The sequence below is a fragment of the Cohnella sp. LGH genome (assembly GCF_017671885.1).
Classification (GTDB): domain Bacteria; phylum Bacillota; class Bacilli; order Paenibacillales; family Paenibacillaceae; genus Cohnella; species Cohnella phaseoli.
This window is the reverse complement of record NZ_CP072117.1, coordinates 4,435,626-4,454,383: the sequence shown is the minus strand read 5'-3', so window position 1 is coordinate 4,454,383 and position 18,758 is coordinate 4,435,626. Positions and strand designations below refer to the sequence as shown.

The window sequence follows — 18,758 nt, the reverse complement described above, 5'->3', positions numbered from 1 at the left end:
TTTTTCATTGACAAATTTGCCCCAAAACAATAAGATTGTTGTAGAAAACTTTGGGTAAATATTTTGCGTTTCCTGAAATTGTTGTGCCCAAAAAAAGCTACGAAAAGGGGAATAACGATGAACAAAGTGACGATTATAGGCGCAGGCAGCAGTTTTACTAAAGATATCGTCGTGGATATGACGAATATTGCAAATCTGGGCGACGACGTGATCATTGGTCTGATCGATCTTGATCCCGTCCGGTTGGACCTGGCCAGACAACTGGTGGAGAAGGTTGTTTCCCTTGCCGGCAGGAAGTGGCGAGTAACGGCTTCCACAGATCGCAAAGAAGTGCTTCCCGGCTCGAATTTCGTCATTAATCAAATCGAAGTTCACGGGCTGCAAACCGTTAAGTACGAGTATGAGATTCCCTTGAAGTATGGCGTCAAGCAATGCATCGGCGACACGCTCGGACCCGGAGGGCTGTTCAAAACGTTGAGAACGCTTCCGGCCTGGCTGGATATCATTCGCGATATAGAAGCCTACTGTCCGGAATGCGTCATCCTGAACTATACGAATCCGATGTCCGCCGTTACGCTTGCCACCGTCAAAACGACAGAAATCCCCGTGGTTGGGCTATGCCATTCCATTCAGAACACGTCGGCGCAGCTCGCGAAATATTTGGACATTCCATACGAGGAATTGAAATGGAGAGCGGGCGGCATCAACCATATGTCCTGGTTTGTGGAATTGTCGCGGAACGGACAGGATTTGTATCCCGAGCTTAAAGAGAGGATGAAAAATCCCGAACTGTTGAGGAGGGATCCGGTAAGATTGGACGCCATGAAGTACCTGGGCGCGTTCGTATCCGAGTCAAGCGGCCATTTCTCGGAGTACATTCCGTATTACCGGAAGCGCGAAGATTTGCTGGAGCGCCATTGCGGCGTCGGATACAATGGCGGAACCGGGTTCTACGCCAACAATTGGCCGATCTGGAGACAGGAGAACGACGAGCAGATCTTGCGCCGCATCTCCGGCCAAGAAGAGATCAGCTTCGAATCCTCCAATGAATATGCGGCCGTAATCATGGATGCCATGATTAATCATACGCCTAAGGTCATCTATGGAAACGTCGCCAATACCGGTCTGATCGACAATCTTTCGAATGACGGAGTCGTCGAGGTCGCTTGCCTGATCGATCGAAACGGCATTCATCCAACCCATTTCGGCAAGCTTCCCGAGCACTTGGCCGCCCTGTGCCGCAGCAATATGGCCTTCTTCGAACTCGCGGTAACCGCCGTGCTGAATAACGACAAGGAAGCCGCGATGCACGCGCTGATGATCGATCCGCTTACGTCCGCTGTCTGCTCTCTCGACGAAATTCAATCGATGTTCAATGAATTGTACGAGGCGGAGAAGCCTTTCATCGCAGAGCTGCGCTAATCTTCGGCAATAAGCATGTCTTTCATATATCAATTTCATTAGGGGGAACGTTTCATGAAAAAAGCGCTTTTATTGATCGTAGCTCTGATGTTAATGGGAAGCCTGGCGCTCGCCGGTTGCTCGGGCGGAGGCAATGCGACCGGGGAGACGGGGGGCAAGGATGGAGACAATCCGATCAAGCTGGTCTGGTGGGTTCATGAGAACCCCTCGTTCGTCGAAGCCAACAAAAAGCTGATCGAAGATTACAAGAAAGTGAAGCCCAACGTCACTATTGATCTTCAGGTGTTTCCTTACGATGCCTTCGTCCAAAAAATCCGGGTGACCATGAATACGAAAACGGCTCCGGATATCGTGCAAATGTTCGGCACCTGGGTTCGGGAATATGCGAAAAACGGGCTGCTGGAGCCGGCGGCGAACGGAGCGGAGCTGCAGGCGGAGGTTTATCCGGCGGCGATCGGCGGCTTCGAGTATGAAGGCCAAGTGTACGGCGTGCCGCACGAATTCAACATGGAGAACGGGGCGGCTCTGCGGTACCCGAAGCTGTTCGAAGAAGCCGGAATCGATAAGGACCCGGCTACCTGGGCGGAGCTCATTGAAGACGCCAAAAAATTGACCAAACGCGAAGGCGGCAAAATCTCCGTCCGGGGGCTGGACATCACGTCCAACGACAGCGTCGTTTTCTATTTCCTCGCGCTTATCCAGCAGCAGGGCGCCGATTTCTGGAATCAGGATCAGACGCAGGTGAACTTCTCCACTCCGGAAGCGGAGAAAGCGATGCAAGAGCTGGTCGACCTAGTCAATGTTCATCAAGTCACCGACCTGACCAAGCTTGGGACGCCGGAAGAGCCTTACATGGTGTTCTTCAAAGGCTTGTCGGCGATGACGACGGCAGGGCCGTGGACAATTGCGGAAGGCCATAACACGTTTAATGTTCAGGATTTCGATTATATGCCGGTCCCTTCCTATAGCGACGGTCCAGCGGTATTTAGCGCCGAATCCGGCTGGGGAGAAGTCGTGTCCAAGCAAAGCGCCAATGCCGAAGCCGCCTGGGAGTTCGTGCAATTCATGATGAAGGACGAGAACGCGTTCGCCTGGAATCTTCGCACCTCGTCCATTCCGGCCAACAAGAAAGTCGCCGAAGATCCGAAGTATCTGGAGAGCGCTCCGATCGTGAAAGCGGCGCTCGATGTCCTTCCTCACGGCCGCTGGATCGGTCCGCTGGCCGACCGCGACTATTTCTTCAAGGTGATCAACGATACGTATGCCCAAATTGTCTATGGGAAAGTCAGCGTGAAGGACGGCCTGAAGAAGACGGAAGACGACATCAACAAGATGCTGAAGTCCAAGCAGTAAGCGACGAGAAAGCGTCGGGAGGGGGTGAGCGGCTTCCCGGCGCTTAGATTTGGAGGCGACTACAGATGTCCAAACAGCAAGTGTCGGAACGAAGGTTTATCTTCCTAGCGTTGACGCCGATTGTCCTGTTATTTTTGGTGTTCTCCGTCATACCCATCGGAATCGGCACCGTATTGATGCTTTTCGATTATTCGCCGTTATCCTCGTCTGTTCCATTCGCGGGCCTGAAGCATATCCGGGAGCTTCTGTCCGACGAGATGTTCTATAAATCTCTGCGCGTCACCTTCACTTTCGTAGCGGTGGCCATTCCGGCGAATATCGCCTTTACGCTGCTCATTGCCATAGGCATTAACAAGATTCGCGGCCGTTTCTGGAAAAACAGCTTTCGCACGATGTTTTTCCTTCCCGCAATCGCACCGTTGGCCGGCTCCGCCGTCATCTGGACAACGATGTTCAACGCCGATAGCGGAGTCGTGAACATGGCTCTCGGCATGCTCGGATTGCCTTCCGTCGATTGGCTGACGGATCCTTCCACAGCGCTTCTGTCCATTATTATTATGACGTTGTGGGCCGACGTTGGGTATAACATCGTGCTGTTCATGGCTGGACTCGACTCCATTCCCGAATCGCTTTACGAAGCGGCGGAATTGGACGGAGCCTCTCCCTGGCATGTGTTCTGGAGCATCACGCTTCCCATGCTTAGCCGTACCATGCTGTTTGTGTTCATTATGACCAGCATCTCTTATTTTCAGATGTTCCCCCAGTTCCAGATCATGACCAAGGGCGGACCGCTTTACGAAACCTATGTGCTGGCTCTCAACATTTACGACCAGGCCTTCACGTACATGAATATGAGCTATGCGTCTGCTATGGCATTCGTCATGCTGATCATTATCCTTGTTCTGACTCTGATCCAGATGCGGATCGGCAGATCTCAGTGGGAGCATTAAGGAGGGCGACATGCGGACGAAAAAATGGAAATGGTCGTATATGCTGCTATTTACGACTTTGTTGATCGGGTCTTTGCTTATGTTCGTGCCCTACCTGTGGATGATACTGACCTCGTTCAAGAGCAATTCGGAAATATTGACCGCCTCCAATCATCTGCTGCCTCAGGAGCCGACGCTGTCGGGCTACAAAAAAGTGCTTGGAGAGGTGCCTTTTTTTCGCTGGTTCCTGAACAGCTTGTCGACTTCGGCCATCGTTACGATCGGAGCGATGTTCACCAGCGCGTTGGCCGGCTATATCTTCGCCAAATTCCGTTTCCGGGGCAAACGCTTGCTGTTTGTCGTTATTCTGGCGACGATGATGGTTCCTTTTCAAATCGTGATGGTGCCGACCTACATCATCATCTCCAAGCTGAACCTGGTTAACGATCTGTCTGCGATCGTCATTCCTTATCTTGTGAGCGCATTCGGCGTTTTCCTGGCGAAGCAATTCATCGAGGCGATTCCGAACGAATTGATCGAAGCCGCGCGCATGGATGGAGCGTCCGAATTCCGTACGTTCTGGTCGCTTGTTCTTCCGCAGATCAAGCCGGCGTTGTCGGCGCTCGCGATCTTCTCGTTCATGGCTGCATGGAACAACTATTTATGGCCGTTGATTATTTTGAACGAAGAGTCGAAGATGACCGTTCCGCTTGCGCTCGTATTTTTCAACGGGCAAAATGTCGTGAACTATAACGTGGTCATGTCGGCGGCGGTGCTGATCATGATTCCTGTGGTCATCATCTTCCTCATCTTCCAGAAGCAATTCATCAAAGGACTGACGATGACCGGATTTAAGTGAAACCGGTTGATCGTTCGTCCTAGTTCCAGGGGAGCTTGACGCATGGTTATTCGGAAGGAACGCATGCCACGGGAGGCGGCCTTGGCTTTGGCGATGCACGGGCTGTTTATTTTCGGAAGCTCGGTATCTCTGACGTTCTTCAACATTTATTTTCTGCGGCTGAGCGAATCGTTTGCGCTTAATCTCATTTACAACGCGCTCTTCTACGCATTGACGCCGCTCGGTTTCTGGATCGGGGGCTGGTTCGCGAAACGCTATGATCGGCTGCATACTCTGAGAATCAGCCTGATTCTGCACATGATGTTTTTCGTGCTTATTCTGACGCTTGGCGACGGAATTATCGAGGTTTACGGTGCGATCGCGCTTTGCCAAGGGCTTGCCGTCGGATTCTACTGGGCCGGTATTCTGGTGCTGCTGTACGACGTGTCGGCTAAGATGAATCGAGTCCGATATGTCGGCATCAGCACGGTCATGCTGACAGGGGCCGGCTTGATCGGTCCTCTCGCGGGCGGATGGCTGATCGGCGGAAGCGCGAGATTAACCGGCTATCTGTATGCCTTTGGCTTAACCTTGGCGGTGTTCGCGGCAGTGTTCGCGATCTCCCTCTTTATCGGCAAGCTGCCCTCAAGGCGAAGACGTTATTTGCTTGGCTTGACCGGGGCGATGGCTCGGCGAAACCCGCAATGGGCAAAGCTGCTAGGGCTGTGGTTCTGCACCGGATTTCTGGAAGGACTCACGCTCTTCATTCCGGCGCTGCTGCTCTACGAGGTGTTCGAACGCGAGAATGTCGTCAGCGTTGCGCTGGCGGCGACATCGCTCGTCTCGGTAGCGTCGAGCTTTTACATGTCCCGCAAGGGGACGATGGAACGCGCTCCCGTCTATATGGGGGTGTGCTCCTTCGGCATCGCGCTTGGCGCGCTGCTCCTGTCCGGAGGGACGGGGACGGTACAGGCTCTTGTGTTTTTGATCGTTGTCGCCTGTCTGAATCCGGTCTATCACAATACGTTTATTTCCCGCTTTTTTGCCGAGACGGACAAACTGCCGCTGAAGGGGGCGTTTCGGATCGAATCCGTCGTCCTGTACGAATCGCTGCTGAACTTCGGCCGGGTCGTCCCCTTGGTCGTTCTGCTTCCATTCGCCGATTCGCTGCGGGCGGAGGCGCTCTGGATCGCGTTCGCTTGCGCGGGAGCTCTGCAAGGCGCCGCGGTGTGGCTGACATTTCGAAAAACAAAGCATTCCACGAATTAGAGAGAGGGAACTGATATGAGCAAAGTCGTCTACATTGTAGGGGAACTGAATCCCGATGTGATACTGTCCGGGCCGGACGTGAAGCCGGAGCCGAACAAGGAAAAGCTGATCGAGCATTTCGAGCTGACGCTCGGCTCCTCATCGGCCATAACCGCGTGCGTGCTCGCCCGATTGGGCGTGGAGGTAAGGTTTGTCTCCATCGCAGGCAATGACGAGTACGGTCGCTTCTGCATCGAGCAGCTAAAACAATATGGCGTCAACACCGATTACGTGGCGATTACGGATCGGGAGAAGACCGGCGTTACCTTCTCGTTGTCCAATCCGACGGACCGTTCGCTGTTGACCTACATGGGTACGATTCCTTTAGTGGAACCGAGTCTTATTCCTCTAACCGAAATTGCTCGCGAAGCAGATCATCTTCATTTCGGCTCGTTCTTCCTGCAGGAGGGTATGAAGCCGCATTGGCAAGAAGTGTTCCGTCAAGTTAGGCAGGCGGGGGTGACGACCAGCTTCGATACCGGATATGATCCGCATGAGCGCTGGGATCGCGAGATCATTGCTTCGCTGCTGGCTCATACCGATTATTTCATACCGAGCGAGACGGAGGCCGAGCATATTTTCGGGTCCTCGGACCCTGAAGAGCTGGCGAACGCCCTTCCTGAGAAACGGGGGTTCGTAGCTTTGAAGCGCGGCGGCGAGGGAGCGTCCTTGCTGCCGTCTTCGGGGGCATGGATTCACGCCGAAGCGTACCGCGTATCGCCGATCGATACGACAGGCGCGGGAGACTCCTTCAACGCCGGATTTCTATACGCACGCTTGCACAAAGCGTCGGCCGAGGAATGTCTCCGTTTCGCGTCGGCATGCGGCGCAATGGCCACCCTTCGCATAGGAGGCGTTAAAGGAGCGCCCACGGCGGACGAAGTGCTGCAGTTTATTGCGGGACGGCGTTGATCGACACGTTCGTGGATGTGGCGAGACTGCACCGATAGGGAAGGGAGGTGATGCCGACCTGGGCAAGGTTGGTTCGATCGCAGCTTGAGCGACTTCATGCAGACGGTAAACCGGCTTTAAAAAACGGCGAATGGGAGATGAATGAGGATGAAGAAGTGGATGGTCTTGTTTGCGGTAGTGATGGTAGTACTCGGAATTTCTTCGGCTGTAACGTCAGATCACCGAGTCTATGCTGCCGGCGCGGATTTTTACGTATCGACCACCGGAAGCGACGCCAATGCCGGAACGAGCACGTCGACAGCCTGGAAAACGCTACAGCATGCCGCCAATACCGTTCCGGCAGGAAGCACGGTACACGTAATGGGAGGCGTATACAATCAGAAGCTGAAAATCACCCGATCCGGCACCGCTTCGGCCGGACCGATCACCTTCCAGAATTACGCTTCGCAGGCGGCCATTCTGGACGGGACGGGGCTGAGCGTAGCTTCCGAAGACAGCCTGATTGAGATCAAGGATGCCAGCTATATCGTCGTCAAAGGCTTTGAAATCCGCAATTTTCAGACGAGTACGAAGAACAGAGTGCCAATGGGCATCCAGATCCACGGTGCGGGCAGCCAAATCGAAATTCGCAACAACAAAATTCACGATATTAAAAATACGGCAACGCTAGGCTCGAATCTGGCAGGTCGCGATGCCCACGGAATTGCCGTATATGGAACGAAGGCTCCTGCCTCTTTGAACAATTTGACCATAGACGGGAACGAGCTGTACAATCTGGTGCTCGGCTCCAGCGAATCGCTGGTCGTTAACGGCAATGTCGATACTTTCTATATTACAAACAATCTAATCCACGACAATGACAACATCGGCATCGATCTGATCGGCTTCGAGGGGACCGCCCCTTCTACGGCTTACGATCAGGCTAGAAATGGCACTGTCAGAGGGAATACTGTCTACAACATCACGACCAATTACAATCCTTCGTATGGACGTACGCTTCCCAACGGCGAGTATGGCGCAGACGGCATTTACGTGGACGGCGGCAAGGACAGCCTTATCGAGGGGAACTACAGCTACAACAACGATATCGGCATCGAAATCGCCAGCGAGCATGCCGGCAAGTCGACCAGCGGAATTACCGTTCGCAACAATTTTGTCTACAACAACAATTATACGGGGATCGCGATGGGGGGCTACGATACCGGGCGCGGCTCTACCGTCAATTGCACGATTGTAGGGAACACCCTGTACAAGAACGATACGAAGGGTTTAAACGGCGGGCAGCTTCTCATTCAATACGATACGAAGAACAATATCGTAAAGAACAATATTATGGTGGCCAGCTCCAGCAATATTCTGTTCTTTAACGACTATACGCTCAACAGCGGGAATGTCATCGACTACAATCTGTTTGATGCTCCGGGCGGCTCGGCCGGGGCCAAGTGGCGCTGGAAGGGCGTGACCTACACCGGGTTCTCCGCCTACAAGACGGCGAGCGGCAACGATGCCAACTCTTTGTTCACCGATCCGCTCTTGGTGAGTGCCTCAACCGGAGATTTGCATCTGACGGCGTCTTCCCCGGCCATCAATGCGGGAGTAATCGATCTGTCTATTATCGGGACCTCCGATATAGACGGAGACGCACGAGTGCAAGGGTCCAGCGTTGATATTGGAGCGGACGAGCACTCGTAAAAGCTTTATTAAATGAAGACGCCCGCAACCGATTTGTAACGATCGGTTGCGGGCGTCTTATTTTTCCGAGCAGGCTTCTCCATGAGAATTATTGCCCAACAAGCTGTTCAAGCTCGAACGTCATGCCCGTGGAGTCGATGCTGCAGCTACGCCCATAGATCGCAATGTCCACCGGATTGCCGGAGACGACCTTAATGGAAACGCGTTGTTTGTCGACTTCCACGAGCAGCTTCGATTCCTTGTAGGAGACCGGGAAGCTGTAGCCGTCCCAGCGCGCAGGAAGGGTAGGGCGGAACGAGAGACGCCCGCCGTCGGAGCGCATGCCCCCGAAGCCGTAGACGATGTTCATCCAAGCGGCGGCGATGGAGGTTGTATGCAGGCCCTCTCGCGTATTGCGGTTGTAGTTGTCCAGATCGAGCCGAGTCGCAAATTCGAAAAAGCTGTAGGCCTCCGCTTCCTTCCCGATCTCCGCGGCCAGAATGGAGTGGATGGAAGGGGAGAGCGAGGACTCATGGATGCAGCGCGATTCGTAATACTCGTAGTTGGCGATTTTCTCGGCTATCTTGTAGTCTCCGCTGTATAGGAACATGAACATGAGAACATCCGGCTGCTTGATCATGTCGTATCGGTACAGACGATCGTACGACCAATGCGAATAGAGCGGAAATTCCGTCACCGGAATCGAATGAATGTCGAGATGGGGCATATCGAAGAAACCGTCGTGTTCCTCGTAAATGCCGGTTTCGGGGTCCTGCGGAATTTTCATTTTCTCCGCTTTGCTCCGCCAATCCACTTGCTCTTCCGCGGTCAGGTCAAGCCGCTCGGCCAGCGCTTGGAACGCCTCTTCAGCTTCCCCGGACATGCGGTCGATGACTTCCAGCGTATACTCGAACAGCTTTTTCGCCATCAGGTTCAGATAGCAGTTGTTGTTGACCATGAGCTGAAATTCGTCCGGCCCCATGACGCCGAAATAGCCGTACAAGCCGGTCTTCTGCCCCCATTGACCACGGGTGGCGTAGAAGCGGCTAATTTGAATGAGCATTTCCAGTCCCTTGTCATAGAGGAAATCGAGATCATCCGTCATGCTCGCATAGTGGCGGATACCGTATGCGACGGCCGTGCCCACATGCAGCTGAAGATTCGAATGCTGCCAGAGATCGCAGCTTTCCGTGCCGTCGATTGTCGCGATCGGGTAGAAGGCGCCGGCGCAGTCCAACTCCTTCGCGCGTGCCAGCGCATGGGGCAGCGATTTGTAGCGGAATTCAAGCAGACTCTTGGCGGCCCGCGAATTGTTGAAAATATAGAAAGGCAAGCAATAGGACTCGGTATCCCAGAAGGCGAGACCTCTATACGCTTCTCCCGTCAAGCCTTTAGCGCCGATGTTGAAACCCGGGTTGTCGCCGTGGTACGTCTGATACAGATTGAAAATGCAGAAGCGGATACCCTGTTGATTGTCGGGATCGCCCTCAATGACGATGTCAGACTCCTTCCATACGTTCTCCCAATAATTCGCCTGGCTCTGCTCCAGCTCCTCGTAGCTCGCGCCGACGTAAGCCTTTGCTTGCTGCAGCCCAGCGCTCCACAGCCGATCGTTCGTCACCGACAGCTCCTTCTCCGCGCAGTTAAAGACGAATTTATCGAAGGTTGACGCTTCGCCTTGCGTCAGCCGGATCGTCACGTCCTGCCCGATAAAACGTTCAGCCTCGACCGGCTTCGTCTGCACTGCATTCGGCACGTCCAGCGCAAAGCCGGAATACAGCCGATTTTTCGTCCCGGTCGTTTCGCCGAGCATCGCCGTTACGCCTTCCTCCCAGCCGTGGCGAACGCTCTGCCAGAAGCAGCGGCCTTGATCCTCATGTACGACGGAGAAATCGAGCCCCGTTCGAACGTCGACCTGGCCGGAGAAGTTAAGCGGCTCGAATGAGATCCGCTGGCAGCCGAGGTTGGATACGTTCATGCTGACGAATCTTTCGAACGTTAAGCGAAGCTGCTTGCCGTCGGCCAGATGCCAGACGAAGCTGCGCACATATTTGCCGCGCTTGAAATCAAGCTCTCTCCGGAAGTCGCTAAACGGGCTTGTCGCAAGGTCCAGCGCCTCGCCGTTGACGTTGATTCTCACATACAGCCAGTCCACGGCGCTGACCATAAAGCGCAGAAATCGGATGATGCCTTTGTAATGCGCCGCTACCTTGATTTCCTCGAATAACCCGTTAAAGTAGCTACCGATCAGCGAATCGCCGCCGTAGCCCTCCTCGGGATAAGCCCGAACGCCCATATATTCGTTGCCAAGGGAAAATATCGATTCCGAGACGCGATTTCTGCCCGGGTCAAAGCCGTCTTCGACGACCTTCCACGTGTCTACGACAAGATACCTGTCCGCTACTTTTGCCACTTCGATCCACTCCTCTATATGCTTGGAATCCCATACATGGATTAGGATAGGGCATTCGGGGCAACGATCGAATGCTTAACGTTAAGCATTTTATGTGTATTTATACCGAAAATGGCGGGGACACGATTTATCGCGTGACGTTGGTGCGCCGAAGAAAAAAAGCCGCAGAAATCGACTTTTATGCCGATCTCTGCGACCTGTGTATTTTTATTTGCCCTCTTCGTCGGCAGAAGGACCGTAAAGGCCCGGCACCGGGATGTCAAGCAGCCGCAGGTACACTCCGAGCTGCGCCCGATGATGGACCATGTGGCTCAAGCCGAAGGTGCGAAGCGCAAGCGCCCGCGGTTGACGTTGGATAACATAGTCGCCGTTGCGCAAGGTCCATTCCTGTCCGAGTGCGTCAACAGATTGATCAGGTGCGTCGCCAATCCGCCCAATGTCATCGATTTCGAATGCGGCTGCCAAGCTATGTGCTCCTCCGGCAAACGCTCCAGAATACGGCGCGTAACGTTAAGCTCATGCAAGGCGTCTCCGACGATTAGTTGTTTCACTGAAGCTTCACACTCATCTATTGGTTTGACACATATTTATCCGAACGTCGCAAAGCGAACGCAGACCGGCTTGGACACTTCAAGCTCAATGCCGGTCGGCTGCAACTGGCCGCTCTCGGCATCGCGCGCGAACGTCACGATGTGGTTGCCGTCGCGATTGGCGACGAGCACGAACCGTCCGTCCGGAGAGACGGCAAAATTGCGGGGATGGCCGCCCAATGTCGGCGCGTGCTGCACAAGGGTCAAGCGGCCGTCGGCCGCATCGACGCGATATACGGCGATGCTGTCGTGTCCGCGATTGGAGCCGTACAGAAACTTGCCGTCCGGCGACAGATGGATATCCGCGCAGGCATTGTCCCCTTGCCACGTATCCGGGAGCGTGGAAATCGTCTGCGCAACGCTCAGTGTCCCCGCATCCGCGTCGAACGCGTAGACGGTAACCGTGCCGTTCAGCTCGTTAATGCCGTAGCCGTACGGAAGCTGAGGATGGAAGACGAAGTGGCGCGGCCCCGATCCGGGAGCGAGGCTTGTCTCGCTCCGAAGGGATAGCGATTCGTCCGCCGAATCGATCCGGTAGACGAACACCTTGTCCAATCCGAGATCGGAGACGACCGCATAGCGGTTCTGACAGTCGACGATGACCGAATGGACTCTTGCTTGGGATTGGACGGGCAGGACGCTGTTCCCCTCATGCCGATAAACTCCGGCCGAAGGGCCGATTCGTCCGTCGCTTAGAATAGGCGAGACGCCTAACAAACCGCCGTGATAGCTCGCCGTGAAAGCCAGTCGGCTCGTACGATCAAGCTCGATATGGCAAGTTGTCGCAGGCGTCGTGAGCTCCTCGTTCAGCTTCCGCAAGCGTCCTTCGGACGCATCGAAGCGGAATGCAGCGGCAGCGCCGCAGCGCCGTCCTTCCGCGTCCGCTCCCTCGGTAATGGCATAAATCGTCCCCATATTCTCGTTCGGTACGAGGAATGTCGGATTGGGCAGGCCGTCGGCACGATCCACGATCGTCAATCGCCCGTTTTGTTCGTCGTAAGAGCAGGCGTATAGGCCGGGACCGTCTTCGCTCGCGTAAGAGCCGATAAAGGCAAAAGTTCGGTTATTCATTCGAATGGCACCTCCAAGTACACGTCTATCTAGAACTGCATTTTATCACGATTTGCAAGAGAGCGCACTCGCTCCGATTGACCTCGCCGGGAAAACTCCTCCTCCTCAAGACCGATTCGCAAACCATGCTGCGGGCGGTTTAACGCCGGTTCGCCGCTTTTTACAATAGAAACAGAAAATCAATCGATGTTCATACTCAGTTCATAAACGTACGTTATTTTTCTAAGTGTTGAGCCAATACAAGGAGGAAACGAAATGTATAAAAATAACGAATGGGCCGTCGAGGCGCACGGACTCGTTAAGGTGTTCGGCGATAACCGGGCCGTAGACGGAGTAGACTTGAAGGTGCGGGCAGGTTCGATATACGGCGTGCTCGGACCGAACGGCGCGGGCAAAACGACCACGATCCGCATGCTCGCCACGCTGCTGCGGCCGGATGCGGGCTCGGCGCGCGTGTTCGGCTACGATGCGGTCAAGGAATCGCAAATTGTTCGCCAATTAATCGGAGTGACCGGACAGTATGCTTCGGTAGACGAGTCGCTTAGCGCGACCGAAAATTTAATTATTTTCTCCCGGTTGCTCGGACTGGGACGGGCGGAATCCAGAGCCAAGGCGGAGGAGCTGCTTGAGGAATTCGGCTTGACGGAAGCGGCGAAGCGTCCGCTCAAAAACTTCTCGGGAGGGATGCGCCGACGTCTCGACTTGGCGGCAAGCCTGATCGCCCAGCCGCCGCTCATCTTCCTGGATGAGCCGACGACCGGCCTCGATCCGCGCACTCGCGCACAAATGTGGGAGACGATTCGCCGACTGGTGAAGACGGGCTCGACCGTTCTGCTCACGACGCAATATCTCGACGAAGCGGACCAATTGGCCGACCGGATCGCGGTCATCGACCGCGGGCATGTCGTCGCCGAGGGCACCGTTGATGAGTTGAAGACGTCTGTCGGCACTTCATCGCTGCATTTGCGCGTGGAGCAGGCGACGGACGTTCCGGAGGCTCGGCGCACGGTCGAGCAAGTGCTTCAAGCCGTATCCGGCGTATCTTCGGAAGCCGGCGTCATCACCGCGCCGATGGCGAATGCCGATCTGGTGACCGATTTGCTAGTCGCGCTCCGCGCCAAAGGGATTCGCCTGGCCGAGATGAGCGTGCAGAAGCCGACGCTTGACGAGGTATTCCTTACGATTACAGGCGAAGGCGTCAAAGAAAAAGAGGAGGTTAGCGCATGAGAACCGCATCCGTTAAAGCGGGACCCGCCCGTCAATTGAAAAACCATACGAGCTTCGGGCAATCGGTACGCCATTCGTTAACGATGGCCTACAGAGGCCTGCTGAAAATCCGACGCACGCCCGAGCAGCTTTTCGACGTTACGCTGCAGCCGATTTTGTTCACGCTGATGTTTACTTACATTTTCGGCGGGGCAATCTCGGGCGACGTGGTCAGCTACTTGCCCGTCATTATTCCGGGCATACTTGTACAGACCGTCATTACAACCTCGATCGTGACCGGCGTGCAATTGCGCGAGGATATGGACAAAGGCGTGTTCGACCGGTTCAAGTCGCTGCCGATCGCGCGGATCGCGCCTCTGGCCGGTGCCTTGCTGGCTGACACGATCCGCTATACGATCGCCACCGTGCTTACCTTTTCCATGGGTTATCTGATGGGTTATCGTCCGGACGGAGGTTTGGGGAGCGTCGCTCTTGCGGCGGTGCTGGTCATTTTCTGTTCGTGGGCGATCAGTTGGATTTTCGCATTTTTCGGCGTCATCGCTCGCACCGCCTCAAGCGTGCAGGGGATTTCAATGATTGTGCTGTTTCCGCTCACGTTTCTGTCCAACGCCTTCGTGCCGGTAGAGACGATGCCGAAGTGGCTGCAATGGTTCGTCAACATCAATCCGGTCTCGCATCTCGTAACGGCCGTCCGCGAGCTGGCGAACTCCGGAACGGTAGGCTGGGATCTGGGCATTTCCCTGCTCGGAGCCGCCGTGATCGTCGCGATTTTCGCGCCGATCACCGTTCGGGCTTATATGCGCCGGACGTAACTTCCTGTAGGCGGAATACAGGACAGGCGAACCCCAAACGTCCCGCCCTCATTCCAGGAGAATGAAGACGGGACGTTTGTCGATTCCGCCATTTATTGGACGGAAATGGACCGAAGCCTGCTGTACATCGCCTGCACAAGGGCCATCCACGCTTTAACGCTGAAGTTTTATGGGATCCGCTCTCCGCTGTTCGAATGATCGTCAGGTGAACATCTTCGCAATTCGTGGTATGATGAGAAACGGGTGAGCAGACAATGAACAATAATGAGACAACGAACGCGGCAAACGACGGCCAAGAGACAAATCAAGAAGAGAAATTTGCCGAACTGGTCAAGGCGGTCCATCATAACGGCCTTGTCGCGCTAAGAATGCACTTCGAGCATGTGGAAGGGCAAGTGTTAAACCAGGACGTTTACGGCCCTGTGTTTGTTTTTCAAGTGAAGGACGAGGAGAACGGCGGCTACGAATGCGGCTTTTTCCTGCGCGAGCTGGTCGCCAAGTTCCAAGGAGGGGGCAATCCTTCGGAATGGATGGCGTCGTTTTTCATCGAACTAATGAAAACCAAAGGGGGCAAACCATTCCCTAAGCCGCCTGCCGACGAAGCCGAAGCCAGAGGACTGATTGACAACGTGCTCGTTCCGCAATGCATCAAGGCGGTTACCGAGGAATTTGCTCCAGAGCAGGTTCATGCAGGCTTGGCTTGGAATCAGGAGCACGGCCCCGTATTTGAAACCGGATTCCCGTCGATTCGCGACGGCAATAATGTATGCGCAATTCCCCTTCATCTTCTGTTTACGCACATGCTTCTGAATCGGGATCCTTCAGATATGCTGTTGCAGGGTCTCTACAAAATCAAAGAAGAGCATGGGCTATAAGCACGAGGTGAAAGCACACGAATGGAAACCGTTAAACCTGAATTGTCGCCGGTGCCGATCTGGCGCTGCCGAAACTCCGAATGCAAAGTATGGATCCGAGAGGAGCTGGCATCGTCCGCTTCCCCGGAATGCCCGATGTGCAAAGGCGCTATGATGCGAGGTATCAAGCATTTGCCGAAGCTGGTCAACAAGCACAAGAGCGCCCGCAAGCCTAAGAGCGACGCGGACGCTTGGAAATAACCGCCTCGACGGCTGCACTTATCATTTAATAGAGAGCTTTCAGAGAGCTTTCTCACTTTCCTGAAGATATAAGGGGAGGAGAAAGCTCTTTTTCTATGGAGGGCTGGGATTGATAGCGGTCGGACGACGAGGCGTCCGATATTCTCAAGTTTTTTTATTCTCACAGTGTTTTCTCATTTTCCTTTGCTATACTGTCGTTAGCTAAGCGCATTGATGATGATTCTCATTATCAAGATTTGGTAGCAAACAAGATGGCGAAAGGATGAAGAAAGCATGCGTCAAAGAAAGTCTATAATTAGTACGGTACTTACTCTTGTACTGAGCGTATCCTTGCTGGCCGGTTGCGGAGGAGGCGCAAACAACTCAACCCCTGCGGCAAGCAGCGGAGGATCGCCTTCCGCGGCTCCATCGGCGGAGAGTTCAGCGCCGGCGGAAAGCGCGGCTTCTACGGGAGGCGCAACGTCCGAGCAGACAGCGGGCGGCGAGGTGAACATATATACGGCGCGCCATTACGAGGTGGATGCAGAGCTGTATGCGGACTTTGAGAAGCAGACCGGCATCAAGGTGAATGTCGTCGAAGGCAAGGCTCCCGAACTGATTGAGCGCATCAAGCGCGAAGGCGGCAGTACGGCAGCCGATCTGTTCGTTACCGTTGACGGAGGCATTCTCAACACGGCGAAGACGGAGGGTCTTCTGCAGCCGTTTCCTTCCGGGGTGTTGGATGAGCAGGTTCCAAGCGATCTGCGAGACAAGGACAACGAATGGCTCGGATTGTCCACGCGCGCGCGCGTTATCGTCTACGCCAAAGATCGCGTAAATCCAAGCGAGCTGTCCACCTATGAAGACTTGGCGACAGACAAATGGAAAGGCAAGCTGGCGGTTCGTTCTTCCACCAATCTGTATAACCTGTCGCTTCTGGCCTCGTTGATCGAGATCAACGGCGAAGCGGAGGCTGAGAAATGGGCTGCGGGAATCGCCGCCAATCTGGCGCTTAAGCCCGAAGGCGGGGACCGCGATCAGGCGAAAGCGGTTGCGGCCGGCATAGCGGATGTGGCCATTATGAATACATATTATGTCGGGCATTTAGCCAACTCCGACAATCCGGAGGAAGTGAAAGTGGCCGAGAGCATTGGCGTATTTTTTCCAAACCAGCAAACAACCGGAACACATTTGAACTTGAGCGGCGCCGGTCTGATCAAGCACAGCAAAAACAAGGGAAATGCGATCAAACTCGTAGAGTTCCTGACGGCTCCGGAGGCGCAAGCTAAAATTTCGAGCGCCAACTACGAATATCCGGTCAACAAAGCGGCTGAAATTCCCGAACTGCTGAAGAGCTGGGGCGAATTCAAGCACCAGGGAATCGACTTTGCCGCTTACGGGGTTCATAATCCGAAGGCAGTCGAAATCGTAAACAAAGTCGGCTGGGAGTAAAGCGAAGCGATGCGGGAATTCACATATCACCGGTTGTTTCGTACGATCAAGTCACATCTGAACGGCTGGTTGTGGATGACCATGTTGGGGGCGGCAGTTATACTGCTGCCCATTCTCTATGTTTTGTCCACTTTGTTTCACAGCCCGACGGACAATTGGTCGCGCGTGAAGCAGTATCTGTTTGTCGACTACGCGCTCGGCTCCTTGGAACTGGTCGTGTACGCGGGTTTTTCCGCTACGGCTTTGGGCGTAACGCTGGCTTGGGTTATCGGGCGTTATTCCTTCCCCCTGCGCAATTTTTATCGCTGGGCGTTGATCTTGCCGCTGGCCCTTCCCCCCTATATTGCGGCATATACATACCGCACGATGACCGGTTATACGGGTTTCATTCAGAGCACGCTGCGCAACGAGTTTGGCGTGTCTGTGCCTCCCCGGGTATTTGAGGTCGTATCTCTGTGGGGCGCGGTGTTTATTCTCGTTTTGACTTTGTTTCCTTATGTTTATATGCTGACGCGCAATTATTTGGAGCGTCAAAGCGCAGTCTACCTGGACAATGCTGCCCTTCTGGGACATGGCGGCTTCTCGCAGTTTTTCCGCGTCATGCTGCCGCTTGCGCGGCCGGCTATCGTCGCGGGCGGAATGCTTGTCGTCTTTGAAATCATGAGCGATTACGGGGTAGCCAGCTATTTTGGCGTGCAGACGCTGTCTACCGCAATTTTTCAAACGTGGTTCGGTCTGTACGACGTGGATTCGGCTATGCGGCTAGCGGCATGGTTGATGCTTGCAGTCATCGGGTTGTTTAGTCTGGAGCGATACTTGCGCCGCAATCGGCAGTACAGCTTTGCCGTCGGCGGCCAAACCCGCAGCCTGAAAAAACTGCGGGGAAAGGCGGCGGCGGGAGCCAGTCTTTATTGCGGGTTTGTGTTTTTACTGGCGTTTGTCCTCCCCGTTGCGCAGCTTGCGGTATGGACGTCATGGACATTGAACAAGGTATGGCGTCCCGATTTTCTTAATCTGATCCAAAGCACCTTCGCCGGCGCCGCCTACGCGACCTCCATCGTGATCGTTCTGGCTCTGCTGGCCGCCCGCACCACGCGCAAGCTCGGGTCCGGTTTCGCCTATGCGCTGTCGAGGATGATGACTTCAGGGTATGCGGTGCCGGGGGCAGTCGTCGCTATTGGCGTGCTCGGGGTGTTTACGCAGCTGGATCATCTATTGTCCGGTTTTTACATTCGGATGGGACGCATTGAAGGAGCGCTAGTGCTTAGCCTGTCGCTAGGCATGCTGCTGACCGGTTACGTTATCCGTTTTTTCTCGATGGGCTACAATGCGTTGGAATCCGGCTATGAAAAGCTGCCTAACGCCTATCTGGAAGCCTCTCGACTGCTCGGCCGCGGTTCGTGGCAGACCTTTGCGCGGGTAGAGCTTCCGCTTCTGCGAGGCTCGCTGCTAACCGGCTTTATGCTCACCTTCGTTGAGATCGTCAAGGAGCTTCCGCTTACGCTGCTGCTGCGCCCCTTCAACTTCGATACCTTGGCTGCGCGCGCTTACCGTTACGCGGCAGACGAACGCATATACGAGGCGGCTCCTCCGTCCTTGCTGCTTGTGCTGATCAGTCTGATGTCCGTGTGGCTATTGAACAGATGGGGAAGGGAGAAATAGAGCA

Annotated in this window: 15 protein-coding genes and 1 pseudogene; 13 read left to right on the top strand and 3 right to left on the bottom strand. The window is 54.6% G+C overall.

Going from position 1 to position 18,758, the window contains the following annotated elements:
• Positions 1-117: 117 nt before the first annotated feature.
• The 7 genes from melA (at position 118) to J4772_RS19185 (ending at position 8,454) form a co-directional block, all read left to right on the top strand.
• On the top strand, positions 118-1,422 hold the full coding sequence (melA, locus tag J4772_RS19215; RefSeq protein ID WP_209070932.1) for an alpha-galactosidase: 1,305 nt from the start codon (positions 118-120) through the stop codon (positions 1,420-1,422).
• A gap of 54 nt (positions 1,423-1,476) precedes the next feature.
• Entirely contained in the window at positions 1,477-2,775 is a 1,299-nt protein-coding gene (locus J4772_RS19210) for an ABC transporter substrate-binding protein (protein ID WP_209070931.1), read from the top strand.
• Between the two features lie 65 nt (positions 2,776-2,840).
• Positions 2,841-3,725 (top strand): carbohydrate ABC transporter permease, encoded by an 885-nt coding sequence (locus J4772_RS19205; protein ID WP_209070930.1) that lies wholly within the window; start codon positions 2,841-2,843, stop codon positions 3,723-3,725.
• 10 nt (positions 3,726-3,735) lie between these two features.
• Positions 3,736-4,563: a carbohydrate ABC transporter permease gene (locus J4772_RS19200; RefSeq protein WP_116060375.1), complete on the top strand. Its 828-nt coding sequence runs from the start codon at positions 3,736-3,738 to the stop codon at positions 4,561-4,563.
• A 42-nt stretch (positions 4,564-4,605) separates the two neighbouring features.
• The gene (locus tag J4772_RS19195; protein ID WP_209070929.1) at positions 4,606-5,811 is read left to right on the top strand and encodes an MFS transporter; all 1,206 of its coding nucleotides are present in this window, start codon (positions 4,606-4,608) and stop codon (positions 5,809-5,811) included.
• Between the two features lie 15 nt (positions 5,812-5,826).
• On the top strand, positions 5,827-6,762 hold the full coding sequence (locus J4772_RS19190) for a carbohydrate kinase family protein (RefSeq protein WP_209076790.1): 936 nt from the start codon (positions 5,827-5,829) through the stop codon (positions 6,760-6,762).
• Between the two features lie 147 nt (positions 6,763-6,909).
• Positions 6,910-8,454 carry a right-handed parallel beta-helix repeat-containing protein gene (locus J4772_RS19185; protein WP_209076787.1) on the top strand — a complete coding sequence of 515 codons (1,545 nt, stop codon included), beginning with the start codon at positions 6,910-6,912 and terminating at the stop codon, positions 8,452-8,454.
• 88 nt (positions 8,455-8,542) lie between these two features.
• Here J4772_RS19185 and J4772_RS19180 read toward each other — a convergent pair whose 3' ends face one another.
• From J4772_RS19180 to J4772_RS19170, 3 genes and pseudogenes are all read right to left on the bottom strand, one after another.
• The gene (locus tag J4772_RS19180) at positions 8,543-10,846 is read right to left on the bottom strand and encodes a glycoside hydrolase family 65 protein (protein ID WP_209076785.1); all 2,304 of its coding nucleotides are present in this window, start codon (positions 10,844-10,846) and stop codon (positions 8,543-8,545) included.
• A 207-nt stretch (positions 10,847-11,053) separates the two neighbouring features.
• Positions 11,054-11,397 (bottom strand): annotated as a pseudogene (locus J4772_RS19175) (DinB family protein).
• A 36-nt stretch (positions 11,398-11,433) separates the two neighbouring features.
• Positions 11,434-12,507, bottom strand: a complete 1,074-nt coding sequence (locus J4772_RS19170; protein ID WP_209076782.1) for a lactonase family protein — start codon at positions 12,505-12,507, stop codon at positions 11,434-11,436.
• 255 nt (positions 12,508-12,762) lie between these two features.
• Here J4772_RS19170 and J4772_RS19165 point away from each other — a divergent pair, with 255 nt between their 5' ends.
• From J4772_RS19165 to J4772_RS19140, 6 genes are all read left to right on the top strand, one after another.
• A complete protein-coding gene (locus tag J4772_RS19165; protein WP_209076779.1) occupies positions 12,763-13,734 on the top strand; it encodes an ATP-binding cassette domain-containing protein in 972 nt (323 codons plus the stop codon).
• Entirely contained in the window at positions 13,731-14,546 is an 816-nt protein-coding gene (locus J4772_RS19160) for an ABC transporter permease (protein WP_116060383.1), read from the top strand. Before J4772_RS19165 ends, J4772_RS19160 begins: the two co-directional genes overlap by 4 nt.
• Before the next feature lie 254 nt (positions 14,547-14,800).
• Positions 14,801-15,421 (top strand): hypothetical protein, encoded by a 621-nt coding sequence (locus J4772_RS19155; RefSeq protein WP_209076776.1) that lies wholly within the window; start codon positions 14,801-14,803, stop codon positions 15,419-15,421.
• A 21-nt stretch (positions 15,422-15,442) separates the two neighbouring features.
• Positions 15,443-15,661 carry a cold-inducible protein YdjO-related protein gene (locus J4772_RS19150; protein WP_116060385.1) on the top strand — a complete coding sequence of 73 codons (219 nt, stop codon included), beginning with the start codon at positions 15,443-15,445 and terminating at the stop codon, positions 15,659-15,661.
• Positions 15,662-15,934: 273 nt separating this feature from the next.
• Entirely contained in the window at positions 15,935-17,092 is a 1,158-nt protein-coding gene (locus J4772_RS19145) for a Fe(3+) ABC transporter substrate-binding protein (protein ID WP_209076773.1), read from the top strand.
• A gap of 9 nt (positions 17,093-17,101) precedes the next feature.
• Positions 17,102-18,754, top strand: a complete 1,653-nt coding sequence (locus tag J4772_RS19140; RefSeq protein WP_209076770.1) for an ABC transporter permease — start codon at positions 17,102-17,104, stop codon at positions 18,752-18,754.
• Positions 18,755-18,758: the final 4 nt, after the last annotated feature.